This window comes from Enterococcus sp. DJ147D b, from assembly GCF_058216655.1.
In genome coordinates this window covers 2,201,904-2,224,188 of sequence record NZ_CM177104.1, presented here as the reverse complement: position 1 = coordinate 2,224,188, position 22,285 = coordinate 2,201,904, and the positions used below count along the sequence as shown (strand labels likewise).

Genomic DNA, 22,285 nt, shown 5'->3' with positions numbered 1-22,285 from the left:
ATATTTTTGATCAGTTACGAATTATTTTGAGGAGTTGCTTTGGGAACACCATTTCTTTAAAAAAGGGGATGTGACAGAGTTATTGTCACATCCCCTTTTCATATTTGAAATAATTGGCTGATTGGTAACGAAAAACAATTAAAAAAACTGTATTGATGGAATACTATTTAGTAAATTTCATCAATTTTTTGGTTTTCTTTAAGAAAAAGAAGACTGGTATTACTCCTTAACTAAATAAATTTCACAAATTCTTAGTTATTGCTTGAAAGAAGTGGCATCCATCGTTAAAATATAATTTGACGCAGAAGGGGAGTAGAATAAATGAAGGATTTTAAATTGGGGGCTACTACCTATTTAAAAAGTGTGGCTATCCGAGTCAAAGATCGTGATAAAATGATTGCTTTTTATAAAGATACGGTTGGTTTTGATTTGAAACGTGAAGAAAATGAGTTGGCTATTTTTGGTACACAGGAAAATGATAGCGAAATGCTTTTGCTAGAAGAAAGTCCACGTGCCAATGATCATATGGGTGAAATCAAAAAGTTGAGTCGCTTTTCTTTGATCATTCCAAGTGTAGAAGAAATGGCAGATATTTTATGCCGTATTCGTAAAACAAATTATCCAATTAAAGATGCACTGGAAGATCAAGCACGTATGGGGATTTTACTAGTTGATCCAGAAGGTAATGAACTTGAAATTTATTACGAAGAAAAAGATGCTAAAAAAACAGAACCTGACGAAATGGATCAAGAAGCTTTACTGCGAAAATCTGAAGAAAAATTCACAAAGTTAACACCAGGCGCCTATTTTGAAAAAATTCATTTGAATGTTAGCGACCTAGCAAAAGAACGTCAATTTTTGAGTCATGTACTCGGACTAAAAGTACATAACGAAAAAAATGGTTTACATGTATTGAACGAAGGTGATTTTCATGTTGGCTTGAACCAAGCGACTGGTGGAACAATCGACTTACCAACAGATGAAGTGTTAGGGCTAGACTTCTTGAAATTTGTTGTGACACCAGAAAATATGGAAACACTGATTCAACATTTACAAGCTGAAAAGCTTGATTTCTTCTTAGATAAGAAAAAATCAGTTATCACTGTGTATGATGCGATTGGTATCGAATGGTGGTTCGTTAGCAATCCTAAAAAATAGCTAAATTGATTGGAGTTAGCCAAAAATATAATTTCTTAACGATAGTGTTGACTTCAAACATTTTGATAAAAAAAAGAGTAGCTGTTCAGCTACTCTTTTTTTGTCAAATAAATTAATCAAAAAAATTAGCTGAAACAACTTGCTTCACTATTCAGAAAAATATATGCTTGTGCTGTACGCATAAGCAAATCGTTTAAGAGAGCTTTTAAGTTTTTAAGTAGAAATGAGGAAAAAATATGTACCCAGAAACCAAACAAATGGTTTTGACGAAACTAGAGGAAGGTTTTTATCCCGGCGTGGTAGCTGCTTTTATCAAGCAAGGTGAAGTCGAATCATTTGTAGCAGGGCAAGCTCAAGTTGTCCCTGAGCCACAACCGATGTCAGAAGACTTACTTTTCGATGTAGCATCGTTAACAAAAGTCATTGCTACTACAACACTTGTTTTACGATTGTGGGAAGACGGAAAAATTGAACTAGATCAACCATTACACCATTATTTACCAGCATTTGAAAACCAGACGATCACTATTCGTCATTTATTAACACACACTTCAGATATTCAAACTTGGATTCCCAACCGAGATTCATTGACGCAAGAAGCATTGATTGCTGCTTATTTAACATTGCAGCCCGGAGCGGAGCTAGGTAAAACGATCAAATATACGGATGCAGGGACGATTTTACTTGGTTTGATGTTGGAAGAAATCTATCAAGAGTCAGCGGTTGAACTATTTCAAGAACAAGTTCTTGAACCTTTAGGAATGAGGAATAGTTTATTTTTACCTTTTCCATCTAAAAAAATTGTTCCTACTGAACAATTACCATCTGGAGAAGTCTTAAGAGGGATCACTCATGATCCAAAAGCAAGAGTTTTAGCTGAGCATGCGGGAAATGCAGGCTTATTTTTGGATTTAGAAGATAGTATTTCTTTTGTTCAAATGTACTTAGCTAAGGGAAAAGTCAATGGGGGACAATTTTTGACCACACAAACGATTGAGTCCTTACTTCAAGATCATACGCCTGAAAAAAATGGGCAACGATCACTAGGTTGGGATTTAAAATTAGATCGAAAGGATCAACATCCAATACTTTTCCATACAGGGTATACAGGAACATTCCTATTAATTGATATTATTAGTCAAGAAGGTTTTATCTTTTTATCAAATCGTATTCATCCAATTGATGCGCGTGAAACATATCTTGAATGCCGTGATGAAATTGTTGAAACTTATCTGAAAGAGAAAGCGTTCTTACAGAAATAGTGCTATAATAGCTATGAAAGTTGAGAGGAGTTTGAATTATGCAAGAACCTATGTTTTTAAAACCAGTTTTCCAAGAAAAAATTTGGGGAGGAAGTCGCCTACGTTCTGTATTCGGATTTGACATTCCTAGTGACAAAATTGGAGAGGATTGGGCAATCAGTGCGCATCCTCATGGTGTAAGTATTGTTGAGAACGGTGAATTTAAAGGTCAAAAATTAGATGATCTTTGGGCAAACCATAAAGAGTTGTTTGGACATCCCTCAGAGCCAGTTTTCCCATTGCTGATTAAAATTTTAGATGCAGAAGATGAATTATCTGTTCAAGTCCATCCAGATGATACATATGGAATGGAACATGAAGGTGAACTAGGTAAAACAGAATGTTGGTATATCATTGATGCAGAGCCAGGTGCAGAAATCATTTATGGTCATCACGCAAAAACACGTGAAGAACTTGCAAAAATGATTGAAGAAGGCCGTTGGGATGATTTATTGAAACGTGTTCCTGTGAAAAAAGGTGATTTCTTCTATGTACCAAGTGGAACGATCCACGCAATTGGTAAAGGAATCATGATTTTAGAAACACAACAAAGTTCAGATACGACTTACCGTGTGTATGATTACGATCGCAAAGACGATCAAGGGAATACCCGTGAATTACACATTCAACAATCAATTGATGTAACAACTGTTCCAGCAAAAACCCCAGAATTACACGTAAAAGAAATTCGCGAAGGAAATTCTTCTGTGGTTACGTATCTAGAAACAGAGTTCTTTAATGTTTATGAATGGGATGTTAAAGGAATCATGTCATTCAAAAAACATGCACCTTATACGTTGATGACAGTAATTGATGGTGCTGGCGAGTTGGTAGTTGACGGCAAAAATTATTCATTGGAAAAAGGAACTAGCTGCATTATTCCTGACGGCGTCAAAGAATGGACGATTCAAGGCGAGTTAGCAATCATTGCTTCTGTTCCAGGTGAAAAGAAATAATTGATTGAAAAAATATAAAAAAGAATGAGCCAAAGCGAATTTCGTTTTGGTTCATTCTTTTTGTTTGTGTTTCTTATATTAAATGCTAGGTACGATATTTTGTGCTGTTACAGTTGGTAAATCCAACTCTTTGCCATAACGCTTTTCTAAAGCTAAACGAATCAAACGTTCTGCCAAGTGTTCATTACGTGCTAAGATAGGACCATGGAAGTAAGAACCATAAACATTACGGTAAATAACTCCTTCAGACTGATCTTCGCCATTGTTTCCTTCCCCTTGAATCACTTTTCCGAGAGGACGCTCGCCTTCGCCTAAGAAAGTTCGCCCGTTGTGATTTTCAAATCCATAATAAGTTTCGTTGAATTCTTCATTATGAATAACAATATCTCCAATAAAACGATTGTTGTCTTGACTAAGCGTATAGTGGTCTAAAGCACTGATTCCTTGGATTTTTTCACCATTAGCACCCATGTAATAATGACCAAGTAATTGGTAGCCACCACAAATCGCAAGCATGACGCCATCATTTTCAATATAGTTTGTCAAAGATTCCTTTTTGTCTTGGATATCTTCTGAAATGATCAGTTGTTCAAAGTCTTGCCCACCACCGAAAAAGACTAAATCATATTTTTTTTCATCAAAAGGTTCATGGATGCTGACGATTTCAGAATGAAAAGTCACACCCATTTTCTCTGCAACATATTTGAGCATCAATAAATTTCCGTTATCCCCGTAAGTATTCATTAAGTTACCATACAGGTGCGCAATAGTTAATTCATAATTAGCCATTATTCATGCCTCCTTTAATATATCCTTGACTCGCTAATTCTTTACGCAACTGCAAAACAGCGGTATAAGTAGCTAGAATATAAACATGTTCGGTTGGAAGTGTTTTGATTTTTTCGATTACTTCTGGAATTTCTTTTGTTTCCGTTAATTTTTCTTCTGGTATTCCTGCAACTTTTAAACGTAAAGTCATATCTGTGTGACGATCTCCTCCAGAGATAACTGCTGGAATAGCCATTGTTGCGAAGTTTTCATAGTTGCCATCCCAAATCCAACTGACATCAATTCCATCAGCATAATTCGCATTTAACAATGAAACTAATGAAAATGGATAAGGTGCAAGACCAATCATATCAATTACTTGATTGATTCCAACTGGGTTTTTAACAAGGATCAATGTACATTTCTTGTCATTGATTGTTATCGTTTCTTGACGTCCAAAGACTTTTTCATCATAGCCTAGACCTTGTTTGATTTTTTCTGGTGCTACGCCATAATATTCAGCCACAGCTGTAGCAGCTAAGGCGTTATACACGTTATACATTCCGCCAACTTCGATACCATACTCATGTTCATCAATGACAAAATCAGCAGAAACATTGTCCATACGAATCATTTCAGTTAAACGATAATCAAGCTCAGGACGTTTAAAATCGCAATTTGGACAATAATATTTCCCTAAATTAGCATAAGTGATCATTTTATAATGCAAGATATGATGACATTTTGGACATAAGACCCCGTCTGTGTTGTAGTGGGCCATTTGCTCATGATCTTCTTCGTGATCAAAGCCATAATATTTGTTTGGATTGACTGTTTGTACCGAATTGAAAATTGGTGAGTCACCATTTGAAATAATCGTTGCATTTGGCGCTTTTGCAGCACCGTCAACAATCATTTTGTATGTTGTATAAATTTCTCCGTATCGATCCATTTGATCTCGGAAAATATTTGTGAATAGAAATAATTCAGGTTTCATGTATTCAGTAACTTTACTCAAACTGGCTTCGTCAATTTCGAGAACAGCAAATTTTTTCTGTCCTTTTTTTGGTTTGGCTTGTAAAAATGTTGAAACGATTCCTTGAACCATGTTTGCACCAGTTGGATTTGTCAAAACTTCATCAAATTGTTGACGTAAAATATTAACAGTTAAAGCAGTAGTCAATGTTTTGCCATTCGTTCCAGTTACGACAACTACTTCATAGTCTTTGGCTAAACTATCTAAAATATGTGGATCTATTTTAAGAGCAAGTTTACCAGGTAAGCTTGAACCACCTTTAAAAAATGTTTTCAATGCCCATTGTGATGATTTCCCAACTGCAATCGCAAATTGACTGCGTATTCCCATTATGTAACCTCCAAAAAACGTCGTGTTGACGAGTAAATTCAACTTATCATACCACATGTTGAAAAAAAGGTTAAATTGCTTTTCTTTTTCTTAAGAAATGTGAAATCTTACAGAGCATTTCATAATTTTTGAGTAGAAAAATAAAGAAAGTTTCTGAGGATGTTCGCTAGAAATTTTATTATGGTAAAATAACATGGAAGATAAATTGAAGAAAGGTTGGTAAAAATGAAGATTAGTATCGTCGTCCCCTGCTTTAATGAAGAAGCCGCAATTCCACTATTTTTCCAAGAAGTTGAAAAATATCGTGGCATTTATACTTTTGAATACTTATTTATTGATGATGGCTCCAAAGATCAGACCTTACCCGTCATCAAAGATTTAGCCGCTGCACATGATTCCGTGCGCTTCGTCTCATTTTCCAGAAATTTTGGAAAAGAAGCCGCATTATATGCCGGATTGCAAGCTGCAACAGGTGATTTAGTCACCGTCATGGATGTTGACTTGCAAGATCCACCTGAATTATTGCCAGAAATGATTGAACGAATCTTGACCTCTGATGTTGACTGCATCGGAACAAGACGTTCTACTCGAGAAGGTGAACCCGTGATCCGGAGCTTTTTTGCCAAAAAATTCTATCAATTGATCAACCGAATCAGCGATACTGAAATGGTGGATGGTGCACGGGATTTTCGTTTGATGACGCGTCAAATGGTCAATGCTGTTTTAGAATTAACGGAATACAACCGTTTTTCTAAGGGGCTATTTAGCTGGGTTGGTTTTAAAACAGAATATATTTCTTATGAAAATCGTGAACGTGTAGCTGGAGAAACTTCGTGGTCCTTTTGGAACTTATTTAATTATTCGATTGATGGCATCATCAATTTTTCTGATACACCACTTACAATCGCTTCTGTTATAGGTGCGCTGTCTTGTGTGGGATCGATTCTTGCTCTTGTTTTTATCGTTTTACGTGCTCTTTTGTTCGGTGACCCCACATCTGGCTGGCCTTCCATTGTATCTATTACCTTATTTATTGGTGGAGTCCAGTTGTTGTGTCTTGGTATTATTGGCAAATACATTGGTCGGATATTTTTGGAAACGAAAAAACGTCCGATTTATATTTGCAAAGAAACCAATTTGAAACAAGAACACGAAGAAAGGGATGAATAAATGGAGAGAAGCAAGCGATATATTCAGCAATTTTTTATTTTACTTGCTAGTTTATCAATGATTTGGGCAATTACTACGAGTATTATTTCTCCACGAATCGGAGCAATTTTTTCTTTATTCCGTGATACGTATTCCTATAAAATAACTATTGTCGTAAATATTATCTGTCTGTTTTTTTCTTTTGCCCTTTATTTAGGTGTTTTTTTCTTGCTGAAAAAGTTAAAAGGTAAGGATTTGAATAATAAAATCACGTATGTCGTTTTACTTTTTGAACTACTAATTTATTTTATAGCAGTTTTATTATTTGTTAAGTATATTGGTTTTTCTAATCCTGTAGACGACACGGCGATCACTCTAAGAAACTTACAGGATCTTCAAGCAGGAAAAGAATGGGGATACAATTATATGTATTCAAACCCACAGAACTTACTATTAATGTATCTATTCTGGGGAATACAGCAATTATTTGGAACAAGTTATCAGGCTATTATAGTAGTATTCACGATCATGCATTTATTGACTATTTTTTTCTTGTTTTTATCGCTGAAGAATTTAAAAATAAGTAATCTCTCATCGCTGATTGCTGTACAGGTAATGATTTTTGCTATTCAAATTGCCTTTCATGTACCTGTTGCTTATACAGATATTCTTTCATTATTTTTTACTGCACTTACTTTTTATTTCATGACAAACTATTTAGCTGTGTCACATGAAAAGACGGGAATAAAATTTCTATTTCTATCACTGGCTTTGATAGCCTGTACAATTGGTTTTATCAGTAAAGGAACTGTTTTGATTTTGGTCATTGCTATTGCTCTGTTTTTAGGAATCGTGAACCAAAAACAATGGAAATTATTGTGCTTACTCCCATTCATTTTCCTATTTTTGGGGAATCTTGGTTGGAAACAAGTAATCAACAGCCAAGAGTTGTTTCCTGACACTAATTATGGTCAGCCAAATACACACTATTTAATGATGGGATTGAATAATACACCAATCCCAGATAATTTGCCTGAAGATCAACGTTATCGTTGGATGGTAGGTGCATATTCTTCATCTGATCAGGAATTTACTTGGTCAATGTTTCTAAAAGAAAAACTTCCTAAGAAAGAAGTAGAAGAAAAGAATCTTCAAGTGGTCAAGGAACGTCTAAGTAATTTATCTATGGTCCAGATTTTACAAGTGTTAAATAATAAAGTGTCTGTTAGTTGGAGCTCTGGAGATTTAAAGTCCTCCTTTGAAGTTTTTTTAGGAACGGGTAGAGATGAGTCAAAGATGCGTCTGTTCAAAAGCAAATCCACAGGACTAGCTTTGTATTCTGTAATGATGACGATCCAATACATTGTTTATCTAGGAATTATCTTGACTGGAATCAAATTTTATAAAAAAGAAAACAATTTTATATTATTATGTACAATTTATATCTCAGGTTACTTTGCATTCTTGCTAATCTGGGAGGCAAGTCCAAGATATGCAATGGGCATTTTTGTTCCAGCCATTTTGATGATAGGGTTACTCATAGAAAAGAAACAGCTTACAGAATAAAAGCATTAATAAAAAACCTAACTATCTAATCGATTTGATTACGTAGTTAGGTTTTTATATATATTATCCAATAATAATTTTTTCTGATGGATATTCATAACCTAAATCTCGTGTTTCTTTTGGTACGAACAACATCAATGTGTAAAGCATACCAATTCGTCCGATAAACATCAGCCCGGCAATTGTGATTTTCCCAATGACAGAAAGATCAGGGGTGATACCTAATGAAAGACCAGTTGTCCCAAAAGCAGAGGTGACCTCTACGATAATTGCAATTAGAGATTGCTCTTCTGTTGCCGATAAAAACAAGATACAGAAGAAACACATGCCAAGGGATAGCATAAATACCACAACGGATTTACGAACATCATCATCATCGATTCTTCGCCCAAAAATATTGATGTTATCTTCACTTTTCAAGAAAGAGTAAAGATAAAGACCAATGATTGCAACGGTTGTTGTTCGAATACCGCCACCGACAGAGCTTGGACTACATCCGATAAACATCAGTAACGAAAAAACAATTAATGTGGTGATTTGAAAATTACCTAAATCATGGATTTGAAGTCCAGCATTCCGTGTAGTCATTGAATAGAACATGGAATTAATCCATTGGACACCTTGACTGGAAGAATGGAAGAGGTGATCTTTTTCCAATAAATAAATCAACAATGTCCCACTGACAAATAAAATGATAAAAGCCAAAACGGCTAATTTAGTAAATAAAGAGAAACGAAAAGGCAAACGTTCTTTTCGTTTTCGATACAAAAACCATTCACGAACTTCCATTAAAACTGGAAAACCAATCCCACCAATGAAAATCAAAAACATGATAGCAATCAAAAACGGATAGTCATGAGCAAAAGGTTTAATGGAATCACCAGTCACGTCAAAGCCAGAATTGGTCACGGCTGATATCGCTTGATAAAAACCATAGAAGATAGCATCGCGCCAGCGTTCAAAGTACCCTTGATAGTAGAAATAAATTGAAAATAATGTACCAAAAATCACTTGAAACCAAATCAGAATAGAAAAGGTTGTCCGAATCAAGCGTACGATTCCTGAAAGTCGTGGCTGGTTCATATCGGTCATAATCAGTTGTCGTTGACGTAACGTAATGCGCTTTTTGGATAAAATAATGAAAGCAGTTGAGATCATCATGATACCTAACCCACCGATTTGAAACAGAACTTCCAATAAAATAATGCCAGAATCATTGAATACCGAATTGATATCAAAAGTAGAAAGACCAGTCACGCTAACCGTGCTGATTGCCATAAACAGCATATCGACAAAGGGCACGTGGCTACCTTTTTCTCGAAAAACAGGTAAGTAAAACAACCCTAATGAAAGGATAGTCATCAAAATATAATAAGACACAATAATTTGAATCGAAGTAAAGTGATTCGTAATAAATCGTTGGGTGTGCCGTTGCGTTTTACGCAAAAAAAGCTCAATTTTCAAAAAAAGCAAGCCTCCTTCTTTGAGTTGTTGCTAACAGTATAACAGGTGCAAATGCAAAAGCTCAAAAAAATCGCTAAAATAAGTGTGAGATTCGTCTTTTTGTTTATGAAAAAATAGCATATAATGAAGCAACATTTTAAAAAGAGGTGAACTGGCGTGACGGAAGTAGTTGATGCCACAGGAATAATTGAAAAAATGAAGAATCAAAAAATAAATTATGATTCTGTTCTAAAAAAAATGATTAAACAATGGGAGTTGGCAAAAAAAAAGCCAACCATTCTAATCCATACTTGTTGTGCGCCTTGTAGCACCCATACCTTGGAATTTATGTCAGAGCATGCGGAAGTCACTTTATTCTTTTCAAACTCGAATATTCATCCTAAAAGTGAATACTTACGTCGACTAGCAGAGCAACAACGGTTTGTTGATGAGTTCAATCAAAAAACCAACCATCAAGTAAAGTTAATTGTCGATGAGTATCGCCCTAGTGTCTTTAACAAAATGGTTTTGGAAAATCAGTTAGAAAATGAAAAAGAAGGTGGCGCACGTTGTACAGCTTGCTTCAACATGCGTTTGGATCTAGTGGCACAAAAAGCACAAGAATTAGGTTATGATTATTTTGGTAGTGCCCTAACGATCTCACCAAAAAAAAATGCGGCATTAATCAATCAAATTGGAATGGATGTCCAAAAAATATATGGCACTCATTATTTACCAAGTGACTTTAAGAAGAATAAGGGCTATGAACGTTCGATTCAGATGTGTAAGGAATACGATATCTATCGCCAATGTTATTGTGGCTGTGTATTTTCTGCTAAACAGCAAGGGATTGATTTGAAAAAAGTGAATCGCGAAGCAAAGGAATATTTAGCAAATCAATAAAAACTTCATAAAAACGTAAGAAAAAAATAAAAGAATCATGATAAATATCAAGTATCATAGAAAGATCAGATGATAGTAGAAAAGGAAGAGATATGATGCGAAAAGTAGCACCGATTTTAAAACCAATCGCAGTGTTGACCATCTCAACAATCGTGGCAACTGCAACCGGCGTAGTCAACAGCTCAAGTTATCGGGCTCCTAGCTCAAACTCCACGCCGCCAACTACAGAAGAAACGACACCAACCAGTTCTTCTTTACCAAACACTCAATCAACAGAAACAGGAGTTGAAACAACAGATTCAACAACTTATGAAACACCTACAAGTAGTTCAAAAAATAATTTTGGTGTAGTGGATTCTGGATCGGTGAATAACGATGCGAACAATCAAACACCAACCACGAGTTCATCTGGGACTGAAGATGATTCCACTATGACTAGTGATGTGACTGGAAAGGATGCAACATCAGAAGCAGAGACAGTAAACTCGCAAGATGCTGCTACAACACAAAAAGCAGGAACACAAATGAGTAATCAGCAAGTAGGTGATAATCAATGACATTTCTATTAGATTTGATCAATGGTGTGCATAAATTTTTAGGTTATCTGGATATTAGTCCAAAATATTTGAATCGTGGATACACGATTTTAAGTGTCATTCCAACGATGTATTTATTGCGAATCATTTTTGGTTTATGGCAAAATCAAAATTATTTACAATTTTTCCTTTATGGGATTGTTTTTTTAGTTTTAGTTTATTTTATCGTTTTAAACGTCTTTTATTACTTCTTTGATAAAAACTCAAAAGCAGATGTCACGCAAGTGTTTGTTAAGTATTTGCCAGATGAAGCCTTCAATATCCAAACGGAAAGTGGCATTCAAACAGGAAATACACTTCAATCAGTTGACACAGAAGAAGTGCCTGTTGACTACAATGAGGATTATCAGTTGCAATTGGCTGAAAATATGACTTACTTGATTGAAAAGGGACAAATCAAAGTCAATGACCTTGGTCGAATGGATGGTTTTTTAGTTGATCGCAATACGTTATATCCATATTATTATGTCAAAAAAGTAAGTGAGCATGAATATGTGTTGAAGATTGGGAAAAACTATTCGGAATTAGTTGAAGTGGGTAAAATCCATACAAAAGCTGGCCAAGAAACAATCAATCCAGTAGGACTTTTTATTGTTGGTGGTGATTTCGTGAAAGATGGTCTGCGCTATCATGAGCCGTATCGTCTAAAATTGATAGCGAAAAAAGAGCAGCCTCAAACAGCTACAGACGAACCAGTCGTTTACAGTCGAAGCCAGCGTCGAAAACATTCATAAAAAAGTGAAACTTGCTAGTAAACATTTCTAAAAGAAAACAGATCGTTTCTTTTGGGAAAAGAGGCAAGTTCTTCTTTTTTATGCCAAAAATTGAAAAACAGAGGTTACTAAAAATGACACTTTTTCTTTTCTTTATTCTGTAAAAAATGTAGAATAAAAGGTAAGCATAATCTTATGTTATCAAGTTTTGTTTTTAAACGAATAAAGAGAATAAAAAACGAATGCAGAAGATAAAAGGAGGGATAGTGTGAAAAATTTTTTGAAAAACTGGGGCGTATTGATTCTCGTTTTAGCAGCTATTTTGCTAGCCAGAATCTTTGTCTTTACACCAGTCACTGTCAATGGACATTCGATGGATCCAACATTAAGTGATGGGCAGCGACTGATTTCATCTAAAATTTCAAAATATGAGCGTTTTGATATTATTACCACGAAAGAACCAGAAGATGAAGAGCGAATGATCGTGAAACGAATCATTGGGATGCCTGGTGACACGGTGAAAATGGTCAACGATCAGCTGACAATCAATGGGAAAGAATATGATGAATCTTATTTGGATGAGTACAAAGAAAAGTTTGCGAATGACAAATTGCAAAACGAGTATTCCTATAACGAATCATTCCAAATCCAAGCGGAAAATTCAACAAATTTTACTAGTAATTTTGAATACACAGTGCCAAAAGGAAATTATTTGGTTCTAGGCGATAATCGCTTGATTTCAAAAGATAGCCGAATTTTTGGTTTGGTTGATGAGAAATTGGTTCAAGGAAAAGTAGTTTTCCGTTATTGGCCATTGACGGAAATCTCGCTGATTAGTTAAGGTTGTGAAAGAAGTGTCTAGCTACGAAAAGATAGAGAGCAGACACTCAAAATAGCTTTCCATATTTTGAAGTGGATGCAAGTTTTATGGAGGAGTTGTTTTGGAAACACCGAGGAGAAGATTATGGCTTCGAGCGAGCAGCTTAGAAAAAGTAAAGAGCAACTAACGAAAAAACAAAAACCAAGAAACAATCTTTGAAGATTGTTTCTTGGTTTTTTATTTCTGACTAATGGCTAAGAATAGAGAAGCTGATTGCTTCATGAAAAGATTTTTTCCTTCATGGAAAGTTTCTAATTTTATTGGTGTTAGTCCAGCTTCTGCCAATGATTGTTTCAACTCTTCATGCTTAAATCCATTATGGACTTTTGGATGATTGACTGCCTCGTTTTTATTGAAGTCGACAATGAATAACTGACCACCAGGATTTAATAAATCTGCTAGCTTTTTAAGAATCAATTTAGTATCAGGAATATGTAAAAGTACTAAAGATACCAATAGAAGATCTGCTTTTTGGTTAGGGAGATCATTTGTTAAGTCGGCTAACTGAGTATGCACATCGCGTAAGTGACTATGATTTATTTTTTGATTAGTAACAGTTAACATTGCTTCAGAAGCGTCCATGATCCAAGTCTCCTTGAATAAGTTTGCCAAGGGTAAACTAACAAGTCCGGTGCCACCACCGTAGTCAATAAAAACTTTTTGACTTGTTTCTTTGGGAAAATTTTGACGGATTTCTGCACGAATAATTTCCGCGAGCACCAATCTGTCAGGTGTATCGTAATGATTCGCCATCTGGTTAAAAACATTTTCAGACATAAAACATCTCCTTTGTTCTCATTGATGAGAAACTGATTGTAACATAAATTTTCAGGTCAACTGAAAAAAATTTATTAGGTTGATCCAAAGAAAAAAACAAGACGAGTCTCCTCTTTGCTTAGGTGAATTTGAGCCAACTAAAAATGGCTTTTCAAACTTATTTCAGTCTGGTTAAAAATTGTCACTGTAAAAAATGATGAAAATCAAGTATAATACCTTAGGAACAAACTGGAAGGTGAACGAATAAATGGCACAACTTTTTTTTAAATATGGCGCAATGAATAGCGGTAAAACAATTGAGATTCTAAAAGTAGCGCATAACTACGAAGAACAAGGAAAAAATGTTGTATTAATGACCAGCGGTGTTGATACACGTGATGGGATTGGCGTTGTTTCAAGCCGAATTGGTTTGAAGCGAGAAGCAACACCAGTTTTTGAAGAAACAGATGTATTTGAATTGATCAGCCAAATGATTGATGAAAAAAGACCTTATTGTGTCTTGATTGATGAAGCGCAATTTTTGAAGAAAAAGCATGTCATTGCGTTCACAAGAATTGTTGACGAACTAAATATTCCAGTTATGGCATTTGGTTTGAAAAATGATTTTCGAAATGAGTTATTTGAAGGATCAAAATACTTATTGCTTTATGCTGACAAGATTGAAGAAATGAAAACAATCTGTTGGTTCTGTCACAAAAAAGCAATCATGAATTTACATTATATCGACGATCAGCCTGTCTATGAAGGAGATCAAGTCCAAATTGGTGGAAATGAAGCATACTATCCAGTATGTAGACATCATTATTTTCATCCACCAGTTATCAAAGAAGGAGAATAAGCATGTACGATCAATTACAATCAATTGAAGACCGTTATGAAGAACTGGGTGAGTTACTGAGTGATCCAGAAGTCATTACGGATACAAAACGCTTTATGGAATTATCAAAAGAAGAAGCAAATACGCGTGAAACAGTTGAAGTTTATCGTCGTTATAAAGAAGTTGTCCAAGGAATTTCTGATACGGAAGAGCTTTTAGGTGAAAAGCTCGATGATGAAATGGCCGAAATGGCAAAAGAAGAGTTAGCGGATCTAAAAAAAGAAAAAGAGGTTTTGGAAGATCGCATCAAAATCTTACTTTTACCGAAAGATCCCAATGATGATAAGAATATTATTATGGAAATCCGTGGCGCTGCTGGCGGAGACGAAGCAGCCTTGTTCGCAGGGGATTTATTCAATATGTATCAAAAATATGCAGAAGCACAGGGTTGGAAAACTGAAGTGATGGAAGCAAATATCACTGGTATTGGCGGATATAAAGAAGTGATTATGATGATTACTGGTGAAAATGTGTATTCAAAATTAAAATATGAAAGTGGCGCACATCGTGTACAACGTGTACCATCAACTGAATCACAAGGGCGTATCCATACATCAACTGCTACAGTTGTTGTTATGCCAGAAGCAGAAGAAGTTGAAATCGATATTGAAGACAAAGATATTCGTACAGATATTTATCATGCATCTGGTGCTGGTGGACAGCACGTCAATAAAACGGCATCTGCTGTTCGCTTGACTCACTTACCAACAGGAATCGTGGTAGCTATGCAAGATGAGCGGTCACAATTGAAGAACCGCGAGAAAGCAATGAAGATTTTACGTGCACGTGTGTATGATAAAATCCAACAAGAAGCACAAAGCGAATATGATGCAACCAGAAAATCAGCGGTTGGTACAGGTGATCGTTCAGAGCGTATCCGTACGTATAACTTCCCACAAAACCGAGTAACCGATCACCGAATCGGATTAACGATTCAAAAATTAGATCAAATTTTAGCTGGAAAATTAGATGAAATCGTAGACGCCTTGATTATGTATGATCAAACTTCTAAACTGGAAGCTATGCAAAATGGATAAGAAGACATATCGAGAAGCCTTGTTAGGGGCTTCTTCTTTTTTAGAGGCACAAGGGAAAGAAGGCTACAGTATCCAATTCTTGTTTCTAGAAAGAAAAAAATGGAAAAAATTAGATTGGCTATTGCATATGAATGAGGAGATTTCAGCAGCTGACCAATGCTTGATTCAAGCAGATCTGAAATTACTAATGGAAAATCATCCTCCTCAATACTTATTGGGCTATGCAGATTTTTATGGACATCGACTAAAAGTAACGAAGGCAACACTTATTCCACGTCCAGAAACAGAAGAACTGGTGGACTGGTGCTTGTCAGAAGTAGCGAATTCTGAACCAGCGGTTATTGATATTGGAACGGGAACAGGTGCAATTGCCATTAGTTTAAAAGCTGAAAGACCCGAATGGCAAGTTTCGGCAGTAGATTTATCTGCGTCTGCTCTTGCTGTCGCGAAAGAAAATGCTGAAAAAGAACAAACAGAAATCGACTTTTTTCTAGGGGATACATTGGAACCAGTTCTAGACCAACGTTTCGATGTGATTGTTTCTAACCCACCGTATATCAGTCACACAGAATGGCATTTGATGGACGAGAGCGTTCGGACGTTTGAACCGAAAATGGCGTTGTTTGCAGAGGATGATGGTTTAGCAATTTATCGAAAAATCGCAAAAGAAGCACCCGCTGTTTTGACTAAAGAAGGAAAGATTTTTCTTGAAATCGGTTTTCGTCAAGGAAAGGCGGTTCAAAAAATCTTTCAAGAGGCATTTCCATATAAAACAGTTATAGTAAAAAAAGATCTGTCGGGAAACGAACGAATGATCCAAGTTTATTAACAGGTCTGTGGATGAAAAAATTTTTTAATGTTTTTTTATGATAAAAGAACACTGATATAACAGTTAAAAAAGCGATTTTAACACTTATCAACATACTTATCCACTATTGACAAATAACTTACCAACAACATGGGGATAACCTGAGGATAAATCGTAAAAAATCAAGGATTTTCAAAAAAAGGGATGTGGATAGACTGTGGAAACAAAACGATATAATGAATCAGAACTGAAAGAAGCGGCCCAAGCATTACGTGACGGATCACTGGTAGCTTTTCCAACAGAAACGGTCTACGGATTAGGTGCTAATGCACTTTTAGCCGATTCGGTTGCGAAGGTATTTGCGGTCAAAGGACGACCGCAAGATAATCCGTTGATCATCCATGTTGCTTCGTTTGACCAAGTAAAAGAATATGTGGATAACTTTCATCCAGCAACGGCTAAAATTGTTGAAAATTTCTGGCCCGGACCCTTGACGCTGATTTTTGAAATCAAAAAGGACAAGTTACCAAGTGTCGTAACTGGTGGCTTATCCACAGCTGCTTTTCGGATGCCAGATAACAAAAAAACACTTGAGGTTATTCGCCAAGCAGGTGTCCCTCTAGTTGGTCCTAGTGCAAACACGTCAGGTAAGCCAAGTCCGACGACAGCAGATCATGTGTACCACGATCTACATGGAAAAATCACTGGGATCATTGAAGACGGAGCAACTCGAATTGGCGTAGAATCAACCGTGATCGATTTAAGTAACCCGGATGCAGCACCAATGATTTTACGACCAGGCGCGGTGACAAAAGAACAGTTGGAAGAAGTTGTAGGAGAAGTTTCTGTGGATCAACATCTGGTGAAAGAATCTGAGACACCAAAATCACCAGGAATGAAATACAAACATTATTCACCTGACACAAAAGTTTTGATGGTTCATACGCAAGATTGGGCAGATGCTATCAATTGGGCAAAAACTAAAGGGCTCAGAGTGGGTGTGATTGCTGGTCCCAAAGTTGCAGAAGAGACACGATTTGATACGGCAGCTGTGTACATGTTTCATGATGATTCTGTTGAGGCTGCGGCAAAAGGTTTGTTTGCGGGTCTACGTGGTTTAGATGAACCAATGCTTGGATTGGACTTGATTTTTGTTCAAGTTTTCCCTAACGAAGGGCTAGGTGTCGCTTACATGAATCGTTTGAAAAAAGCAGCGGCTCAAAATTATTTTGAAAATTAGTTTAATACTTTTTACGATGAATTTTTAGTATGATACAATGCAGTATACTAGTTAAAAGGAGCTGTTGTTTGTGGTAGACTACAAAACGTTTGACCCTGATCTATGGAATGCGATTGCACGTGAAAAAGAGCGACAAGAAAATAATTTGGAACTGATTGCTTCTGAGAATGTTGTTTCTGAAGCGGTGATGGCAGCCCAAGGAAGTATTTTAACCAACAAATACGCTGAAGGATATCCTGGACATCGTTACTATGGCGGCTGTGAATTTGTTGATATCGTGGAAAATTTAGCAATTGACCGTGCCAAAGAATTATTTGGTGCCAAATTTGCAAATGTTCAACCACATTCTGGTTCACAAGCAAATACTGCGGCATACCTTGCCTTGGTAGAACCTGGTGATACGATTTTAGGCATGGATCTTTCTGCAGGTGGACATCTAACACATGGATCACCAGTGAATTTCAGTGGGAAAACGTATCATTTTGTGGCTTACGGCGTTGATCCAACAACAGAAGTCATTGACTACAATGTTGTACGAATTTTAGCACGAAAACACCATCCAAAATTAATTGTTGCAGGTGCTAGTGCTTATGGAAGAGAAATTGATTTTGCGAAATTTAGAGAAATTGCTGATGAAGTCGGTGCAAAATTAATGGTTGATATGGCGCATATTGCTGGTTTAGTGGCTGCTGGTATTCATCCGAGTCCAGTACCGTATGCAGACATTACAACAACAACGACACATAAAACACTTCGCGGTCCACGTGGTGGAATGATTTTAACAAACAGTGAAGAACTAGCGAAAAAAATCAATAGTGCTGTCTTCCCAGGGATCCAAGGTGGACCATTGGAGCATGTGATTGCCGGAAAAGCGGCTGCCTTTAAAGAAGCCCTGACACCAGAGTTCAAAGAATATAGCGAACAAGTTGTTGCGAATGCTAAAGCGATGGTTAAAGTGTTCAACCAAGCAACAGGTACGCGTGTTATTTCTGGTGCCACTGACAATCATTTACTGCTGATTGATGTTCGTGAGATGGATCTTAATGGGAAAGAAGCAGAGGCGATTTTAGATAGTGTGAATATCACAGTAAATAAAAACGCCATTCCATTTGAAACATTGAGTCCATTCAAAACGAGTGGTATCCGAATTGGGACACCTGCAATCACTACACGTGGGTTCAAAGAAGAAGATGCAGCTCAAGTAGCTGAACTTGTTGTGAAAGCCTTGCAATCAAAAGGTGACGATGCACAGTTAGACGAAGTGAAACTAGGTGTTCGTGAGTTAACGCAAAAATATCCGCTGTATTCTAAATAAATAGTTTTTTATATGATTAGGTCGTTGTGAATTATAGCGAGAAGTTGTCTTGGAATACTGTTCATTCGAAACAAAAAGGTAGGACAAAATTTTGTCCTACCTTTTTTTGTAGGAAATTTTTTTTAAGTATTTCTTGACCAAGTGAAAGTTGAACAATGAATTAGCGTAGAGCAAAACAAGTAACTAATAGAAGAATGAAGATTTTGATAAAATTGGAGTGATTTCTTCGAAAATGTAACTGATTCGTTTGAAACAAATGGCACTACACCATGATTTTCTTCAGGAAAAAGACAACTCGGACTAGCTAAACTGAGAATTTTGTTTTAAAATAAAAAAGAAACGACAGAACAAAGGAGAGCTAAAAATGGGCAAATTTCAAGTGATCGACCATCCATTAATTCAACACAAACTGACTATTATTCGAGACAAAAACTGCGGAACAAAGGTTTTCCGTGAAGTTGTCGATGAAATCGCTATGTTAATGGCGTATGAAGTATCACGTGATATGCCGCTAGAAGATATCGTCATTGAAACACCAATTACAGAATCAACACAAAAAACATTGTCAGGTAAAAAAGTAGCAATTGTACCAATCTTGCGTGCAGGAATTGGAATGGTTGATGGAATCTTAGAATTGATTCCTGCTGCTAAAGTTGGCCATATTGGTTTATATCGTGATGAAGAAACATTAGAACCACACGAATATTTCGTTAAACTACCTGAAGATATCGACGTACGTCAATTATTTGTAGTTGATCCAATGTTAGCAACTGGTGGCTCAGCAATCATGGCTATTGACGCTTTGAAAGCACGTGGCGCATCAAACATTAAATTTGTTTGTCTTGTTGCTGCACCAGAAGGCGTGAAAGCTTTACAAGAAGCACACCCGGATATTGACATCTACACAGCAGCTCTTGATGAAAAACTAAATGAACAAGGCTACATCGTTCCTGGTTTAGGAGATGCTGGTGACCGTTTATTCGGAACAAAATAATGAAAAATGATACGTTCGAATTCGTGAACAAATAAAAGATACCCTTTTCTTCCTCGTATGGAGAAAAGGGTATCTTTTATTATATCTAATGAATGAAGGGAACTTAAAATAACTTATATTAAAAATAAAAAAACTTGTATTTTTATTTTTAACTAAGTTGACGCTAATACTTTTCTGTTGTTATAATATTATTGTAATTATTTTATACATAAAAATAACAGGAGGTATTATTTTGAAAAACACGAAGATTCGTAGTGGTTTGTTAGTAGGTGTATTGGTATCGACATTACTGTTATCTAGTACGGTAAATGCGCAGGTAATACAAGGGAATGAAAAAGAATTCTCAGACGGTGCACTATTGGAAGAAAGAGGTTGGAAAGTCGAAGTCGCCAACTGGCAGGAGCTAAAAGATGCGTTAAGTGACGAGTACGTTTCAGATATCACCTTATCGACTGATTTGACATTAGAGTCAACTGTAGCGATTCAGGGAATAGAAAAACATATTCATGGAAACGGTCATACGATTGATGCAAACTCTCATCAAATATACTTCGATAAAGATTCTTCAATCGGATCGATTGACAATGCGAAGATCGTCAACACAGATATCTATGGCTTGATGTGGAGTGACGATCAAGACGTACGAATTACATATGAAAATATTGTCCATAGCGGAAAGCAAATGATTTACTTACCAAATGGAAAACTGATTATGGCCGGAAAAGTTAGCAGTCATTCGGAGACAGAGGAAGTTTTTCAAGGAAAAGAACTAGAACTAGCGAAGGATGCGGAAGTTTCATTTGAAAATGATTCTACTCTTTTGGCACCAGTATCAATGAGTTATGACCAAGCAAAACTAACAATTGGAACAGGTGCAAGCTTTACGACACATTCTAGCTCAATTGGTATTTATGGTGGCACCAATTTTACATTGACAAATCAAGGGAATTTAGAAGTTACTTCGGATTCACATCAAGCAATTCACTTAGCTTCAAAGAGCAAAATGAATTTTGAAACAGGAAGTAGCACGAAGGCAAAGGGTGGAGACGCGATTGAAGAAGCAGTTGAAGCTACTGCAGGAAGTATCTTTGTACGAACAGGTGCTGATTTTGTCGCAGAAAGTAAAGGGACACAAGGGACGTTGATTGCAGGTGAGGAGATTGTATTTGAAGACGGCGCAAATTTCTCAATTACAAATCATCATAAAAATGGAGTGGTTATGGGTTCTTACCCAACTCCAGCAGCTGTTACTATTGCTTCGTCCACAGGGATCAACACTTGGAATTTGGGAAATAGTGAAGCTAGTCAACCAGATAAAAAGTATCAGAAAACGACGGCTAGTTTTACGTTGTCTGGTTATTTATCAAGTGTGATACAAACGAAAATGCAATCAAGTAATGCAGATTTTGCGGCTACATATGTCACGGGTAAAACAAGCAAAATCCAAGGTGGAAGTTATGTCGGTGAGAAAGTGGATGCTCCTGTTTTCAATGCGGTGACTGACCAAGACAAAGAATTAACGGGAACAGGAACACCTGGAGCAACAGTGAACGCCTATGTAGACGGTACGCTGATTGGTACGGGGACAGTAGATTCAACAGGAAAGTGGACAATCACAGTGAAACCACAAAATGAAGGTACAAAAATTGATGTGAACCAAGTAATCGATGGGAAAGAAAGTGACAAAGTCTCACAAGTAGTTACGCATGAAGAAAAAGTAGACGCACCTGTTTTCAATGTTGTGAATGACAAGGATAAACAGTTAACCGGAATTGGGACACCAGGAGCAACAATTAATGCCTATGTAGATGGCGTGTTACTTGGAACAGGCACTGTTGGAGATGACGGTCGTTGGACAATCACGATTGAACCACAAGCAGAAGGCACTAAGATCGACGTGAACCAAGTAATTAATGGCAAGGAAAGTGAGTATGTTTCGCAAATCGTTAGTCATTTAGATCAAACAATCAATTTCTTCAAACTAGGCTACTGGCAAAATTATGGATTGATTTTAGAAGGATCAATCGATAATGGTAGTTTGGACTTAACGAATAAAGATGCTGTGAAGAAGACACTTCATCTAACAGCGGCCGATGGGACAGAGGTAGGAACATTTGCCTGTGCAAACCATGATTGGTACAATAACGGCGTCTTTAATGGGTACCAAGCAATTGTTGAAGATACCGTGCTAGCTGGGCTAGAACCAGGAGAATATAAATTAAGTATCACACTTGAAGTAGGCGACTTTAGCGAAACACAAGACTTAAATGTCGCAAGTGCTGTCCGTGATAACTATGCCCATATTTTTACTGAAATTCCAGAAACAACCGTTGGTAGCCATACGATTGCACCATTAGAAAAAGAGGGTATTGGTTATTTAGTGGTGAAATAAGAGCAAATAACGACTTACAAAATTAACGAAATATTTCGTTAATAAA

General features: G+C 36.5%; 20 protein-coding genes. 16 read left to right on the top strand and 4 right to left on the bottom strand.

Translation table 11 applies throughout. The features are described 5' to 3' along the window. Nucleotides 1-321: 321 nt before the first annotated feature. The 3 genes from AC4BD1_RS10475 to manA all read left to right on the top strand — a co-directional run bounded on the left by AC4BD1_RS10475 (nucleotide 322) and on the right by manA (nucleotide 3,415). Nucleotides 322-1,158: a VOC family protein gene (locus AC4BD1_RS10475; protein WP_206909934.1), complete on the top strand. Its 837-nt coding sequence runs from the start codon at nucleotides 322-324 to the stop codon at nucleotides 1,156-1,158. A 236-nt stretch (nucleotides 1,159-1,394) separates the two neighbouring features. Next, nucleotides 1,395-2,420: a serine hydrolase domain-containing protein gene (locus tag AC4BD1_RS10470; protein WP_490485593.1), complete on the top strand. Its 1,026-nt coding sequence runs from the start codon at nucleotides 1,395-1,397 to the stop codon at nucleotides 2,418-2,420. A gap of 38 nt (nucleotides 2,421-2,458) precedes the next feature. After that, on the top strand, nucleotides 2,459-3,415 hold the full coding sequence (gene manA / locus AC4BD1_RS10465) for a mannose-6-phosphate isomerase, class I (RefSeq protein ID WP_206909930.1): 957 nt from the start codon (nucleotides 2,459-2,461) through the stop codon (nucleotides 3,413-3,415). Nucleotides 3,416-3,493: 78 nt separating this feature from the next. On the opposite strand, the gene AC4BD1_RS10460 is transcribed toward manA, so the two are convergent. Both AC4BD1_RS10460 and AC4BD1_RS10455 read right to left on the bottom strand, forming a co-directional pair. Then, nucleotides 3,494-4,204, bottom strand: coding sequence for a type 1 glutamine amidotransferase (locus AC4BD1_RS10460; protein WP_206909928.1), 711 nt, complete (start codon nucleotides 4,202-4,204; stop codon nucleotides 3,494-3,496). Next, on the bottom strand, nucleotides 4,197-5,549 hold the full coding sequence (locus AC4BD1_RS10455) for a Mur ligase family protein (protein WP_206897576.1): 1,353 nt from the start codon (nucleotides 5,547-5,549) through the stop codon (nucleotides 4,197-4,199). The genes AC4BD1_RS10460 and AC4BD1_RS10455 overlap by 8 nt, the downstream gene beginning before the upstream one ends. A gap of 225 nt (nucleotides 5,550-5,774) precedes the next feature. Here AC4BD1_RS10455 and AC4BD1_RS10450 point away from each other — a divergent pair, with 225 nt between their 5' ends. Both AC4BD1_RS10450 and AC4BD1_RS10445 read left to right on the top strand, forming a co-directional pair. Continuing rightward, a complete protein-coding gene (locus tag AC4BD1_RS10450; RefSeq protein WP_490485592.1) occupies nucleotides 5,775-6,719 on the top strand; it encodes a glycosyltransferase family 2 protein in 945 nt (314 codons plus the stop codon). Further along, nucleotides 6,720-8,264, top strand: a complete 1,545-nt coding sequence (locus AC4BD1_RS10445) for a glycosyltransferase family 39 protein (RefSeq protein ID WP_206911124.1) — start codon at nucleotides 6,720-6,722, stop codon at nucleotides 8,262-8,264. A 63-nt stretch (nucleotides 8,265-8,327) separates the two neighbouring features. Here AC4BD1_RS10445 and AC4BD1_RS10440 read toward each other — a convergent pair whose 3' ends face one another. Further along, nucleotides 8,328-9,728, bottom strand: coding sequence for a TrkH family potassium uptake protein (locus AC4BD1_RS10440; RefSeq protein WP_490466476.1), 1,401 nt, complete (start codon nucleotides 9,726-9,728; stop codon nucleotides 8,328-8,330). 195 nt (nucleotides 9,729-9,923) lie between these two features. Here AC4BD1_RS10440 and AC4BD1_RS10435 point away from each other — a divergent pair, with 195 nt between their 5' ends. The 4 genes from AC4BD1_RS10435 to lepB all read left to right on the top strand — a co-directional run bounded on the left by AC4BD1_RS10435 (nucleotide 9,924) and on the right by lepB (nucleotide 12,760). Further along, the gene (locus AC4BD1_RS10435) at nucleotides 9,924-10,610 is read left to right on the top strand and encodes an epoxyqueuosine reductase QueH (RefSeq protein ID WP_490486031.1); all 687 of its coding nucleotides are present in this window, start codon (nucleotides 9,924-9,926) and stop codon (nucleotides 10,608-10,610) included. 95 nt (nucleotides 10,611-10,705) lie between these two features. After that, nucleotides 10,706-11,167 (top strand): hypothetical protein, encoded by a 462-nt coding sequence (locus tag AC4BD1_RS10430; RefSeq protein ID WP_490485591.1) that lies wholly within the window; start codon nucleotides 10,706-10,708, stop codon nucleotides 11,165-11,167. Beyond that, the gene (locus AC4BD1_RS10425) at nucleotides 11,164-11,940 is read left to right on the top strand and encodes a DUF6681 family protein (RefSeq protein WP_206911130.1); all 777 of its coding nucleotides are present in this window, start codon (nucleotides 11,164-11,166) and stop codon (nucleotides 11,938-11,940) included. Before AC4BD1_RS10430 ends, AC4BD1_RS10425 begins: the two co-directional genes overlap by 4 nt. Nucleotides 11,941-12,187: 247 nt before the next feature. Further along, the gene (gene lepB / locus AC4BD1_RS10420; protein WP_206911133.1) at nucleotides 12,188-12,760 is read left to right on the top strand and encodes a signal peptidase I; all 573 of its coding nucleotides are present in this window, start codon (nucleotides 12,188-12,190) and stop codon (nucleotides 12,758-12,760) included. A gap of 216 nt (nucleotides 12,761-12,976) precedes the next feature. On the opposite strand, the gene AC4BD1_RS10415 is transcribed toward lepB, so the two are convergent. After that, nucleotides 12,977-13,576 (bottom strand): class I SAM-dependent methyltransferase, encoded by a 600-nt coding sequence (locus tag AC4BD1_RS10415; RefSeq protein WP_490485590.1) that lies wholly within the window; start codon nucleotides 13,574-13,576, stop codon nucleotides 12,977-12,979. Between the two features lie 247 nt (nucleotides 13,577-13,823). Between AC4BD1_RS10415 and AC4BD1_RS10410 the strand changes: the two genes are divergently transcribed. From AC4BD1_RS10410 to AC4BD1_RS10380, 7 genes are all read left to right on the top strand, one after another. Next, nucleotides 13,824-14,414, top strand: a complete 591-nt coding sequence (locus tag AC4BD1_RS10410; protein ID WP_206911138.1) for a thymidine kinase — start codon at nucleotides 13,824-13,826, stop codon at nucleotides 14,412-14,414. A gap of 2 nt (nucleotides 14,415-14,416) precedes the next feature. After that, nucleotides 14,417-15,490: a peptide chain release factor 1 gene (gene prfA, locus AC4BD1_RS10405; RefSeq protein ID WP_206897569.1), complete on the top strand. Its 1,074-nt coding sequence runs from the start codon at nucleotides 14,417-14,419 to the stop codon at nucleotides 15,488-15,490. Next, nucleotides 15,483-16,319 carry a peptide chain release factor N(5)-glutamine methyltransferase gene (prmC, locus tag AC4BD1_RS10400; RefSeq protein WP_490485589.1) on the top strand — a complete coding sequence of 279 codons (837 nt, stop codon included), beginning with the start codon at nucleotides 15,483-15,485 and terminating at the stop codon, nucleotides 16,317-16,319. Before prfA ends, prmC begins: the two co-directional genes overlap by 8 nt. 196 nt (nucleotides 16,320-16,515) lie before the next feature. Then, entirely contained in the window at nucleotides 16,516-17,538 is a 1,023-nt protein-coding gene (locus AC4BD1_RS10395) for an L-threonylcarbamoyladenylate synthase (protein ID WP_206911142.1), read from the top strand. A gap of 70 nt (nucleotides 17,539-17,608) precedes the next feature. Further along, nucleotides 17,609-18,853 carry a serine hydroxymethyltransferase gene (glyA, locus tag AC4BD1_RS10390; protein WP_490485588.1) on the top strand — a complete coding sequence of 415 codons (1,245 nt, stop codon included), beginning with the start codon at nucleotides 17,609-17,611 and terminating at the stop codon, nucleotides 18,851-18,853. A 364-nt stretch (nucleotides 18,854-19,217) separates the two neighbouring features. Further along, nucleotides 19,218-19,847: a uracil phosphoribosyltransferase gene (gene upp / locus AC4BD1_RS10385; protein ID WP_067482804.1), complete on the top strand. Its 630-nt coding sequence runs from the start codon at nucleotides 19,218-19,220 to the stop codon at nucleotides 19,845-19,847. 232 nt (nucleotides 19,848-20,079) lie between these two features. Continuing rightward, a complete protein-coding gene (locus AC4BD1_RS10380) occupies nucleotides 20,080-22,239 on the top strand; it encodes an Ig-like domain-containing protein (protein WP_490485587.1) in 2,160 nt (719 codons plus the stop codon). Nucleotides 22,240-22,285 lie beyond the last annotated feature (46 nt).

Bases quoted from the DNA above. Each gene is read 5' to 3' on its own strand.
- AC4BD1_RS10475 (WP_206909934.1), top strand. From the start codon at position 322: ATGAAGGATTTTAAATTGGGGGCTACTACCTATTTAAAAAGTGTGGCT.
- AC4BD1_RS10470 (WP_490485593.1), top strand. From the start codon at position 1,395: ATGTACCCAGAAACCAAACAAATGGTTTTGACGAAACTAGAGGAAGGT.
- manA (WP_206909930.1), top strand. From the start codon at position 2,459: ATGCAAGAACCTATGTTTTTAAAACCAGTTTTCCAAGAAAAAATTTGG.
- AC4BD1_RS10460 (WP_206909928.1), bottom strand. From the start codon at position 4,204: ATGGCTAATTATGAATTAACTATTGCGCACCTGTATGGTAACTTAATG.
- AC4BD1_RS10455 (WP_206897576.1), bottom strand. From the start codon at position 5,549: ATGGGAATACGCAGTCAATTTGCGATTGCAGTTGGGAAATCATCACAA.
- AC4BD1_RS10450 (WP_490485592.1), top strand. From the start codon at position 5,775: ATGAAGATTAGTATCGTCGTCCCCTGCTTTAATGAAGAAGCCGCAATT.
- AC4BD1_RS10445 (WP_206911124.1), top strand. From the start codon at position 6,720: ATGGAGAGAAGCAAGCGATATATTCAGCAATTTTTTATTTTACTTGCT.
- AC4BD1_RS10435 (WP_490486031.1), top strand. From the start codon at position 9,924: ATGAAGAATCAAAAAATAAATTATGATTCTGTTCTAAAAAAAATGATT.
- AC4BD1_RS10430 (WP_490485591.1), top strand. From the start codon at position 10,706: ATGCGAAAAGTAGCACCGATTTTAAAACCAATCGCAGTGTTGACCATC.
- AC4BD1_RS10425 (WP_206911130.1), top strand. From the start codon at position 11,164: ATGACATTTCTATTAGATTTGATCAATGGTGTGCATAAATTTTTAGGT.
- AC4BD1_RS10415 (WP_490485590.1), bottom strand. From the start codon at position 13,576: ATGTCTGAAAATGTTTTTAACCAGATGGCGAATCATTACGATACACCT.
- AC4BD1_RS10410 (WP_206911138.1), top strand. From the start codon at position 13,824: ATGGCACAACTTTTTTTTAAATATGGCGCAATGAATAGCGGTAAAACA.
- prfA (WP_206897569.1), top strand. From the start codon at position 14,417: ATGTACGATCAATTACAATCAATTGAAGACCGTTATGAAGAACTGGGT.
- prmC (WP_490485589.1), top strand. From the start codon at position 15,483: ATGGATAAGAAGACATATCGAGAAGCCTTGTTAGGGGCTTCTTCTTTT.
- upp (WP_067482804.1), top strand. From the start codon at position 19,218: ATGGGCAAATTTCAAGTGATCGACCATCCATTAATTCAACACAAACTG.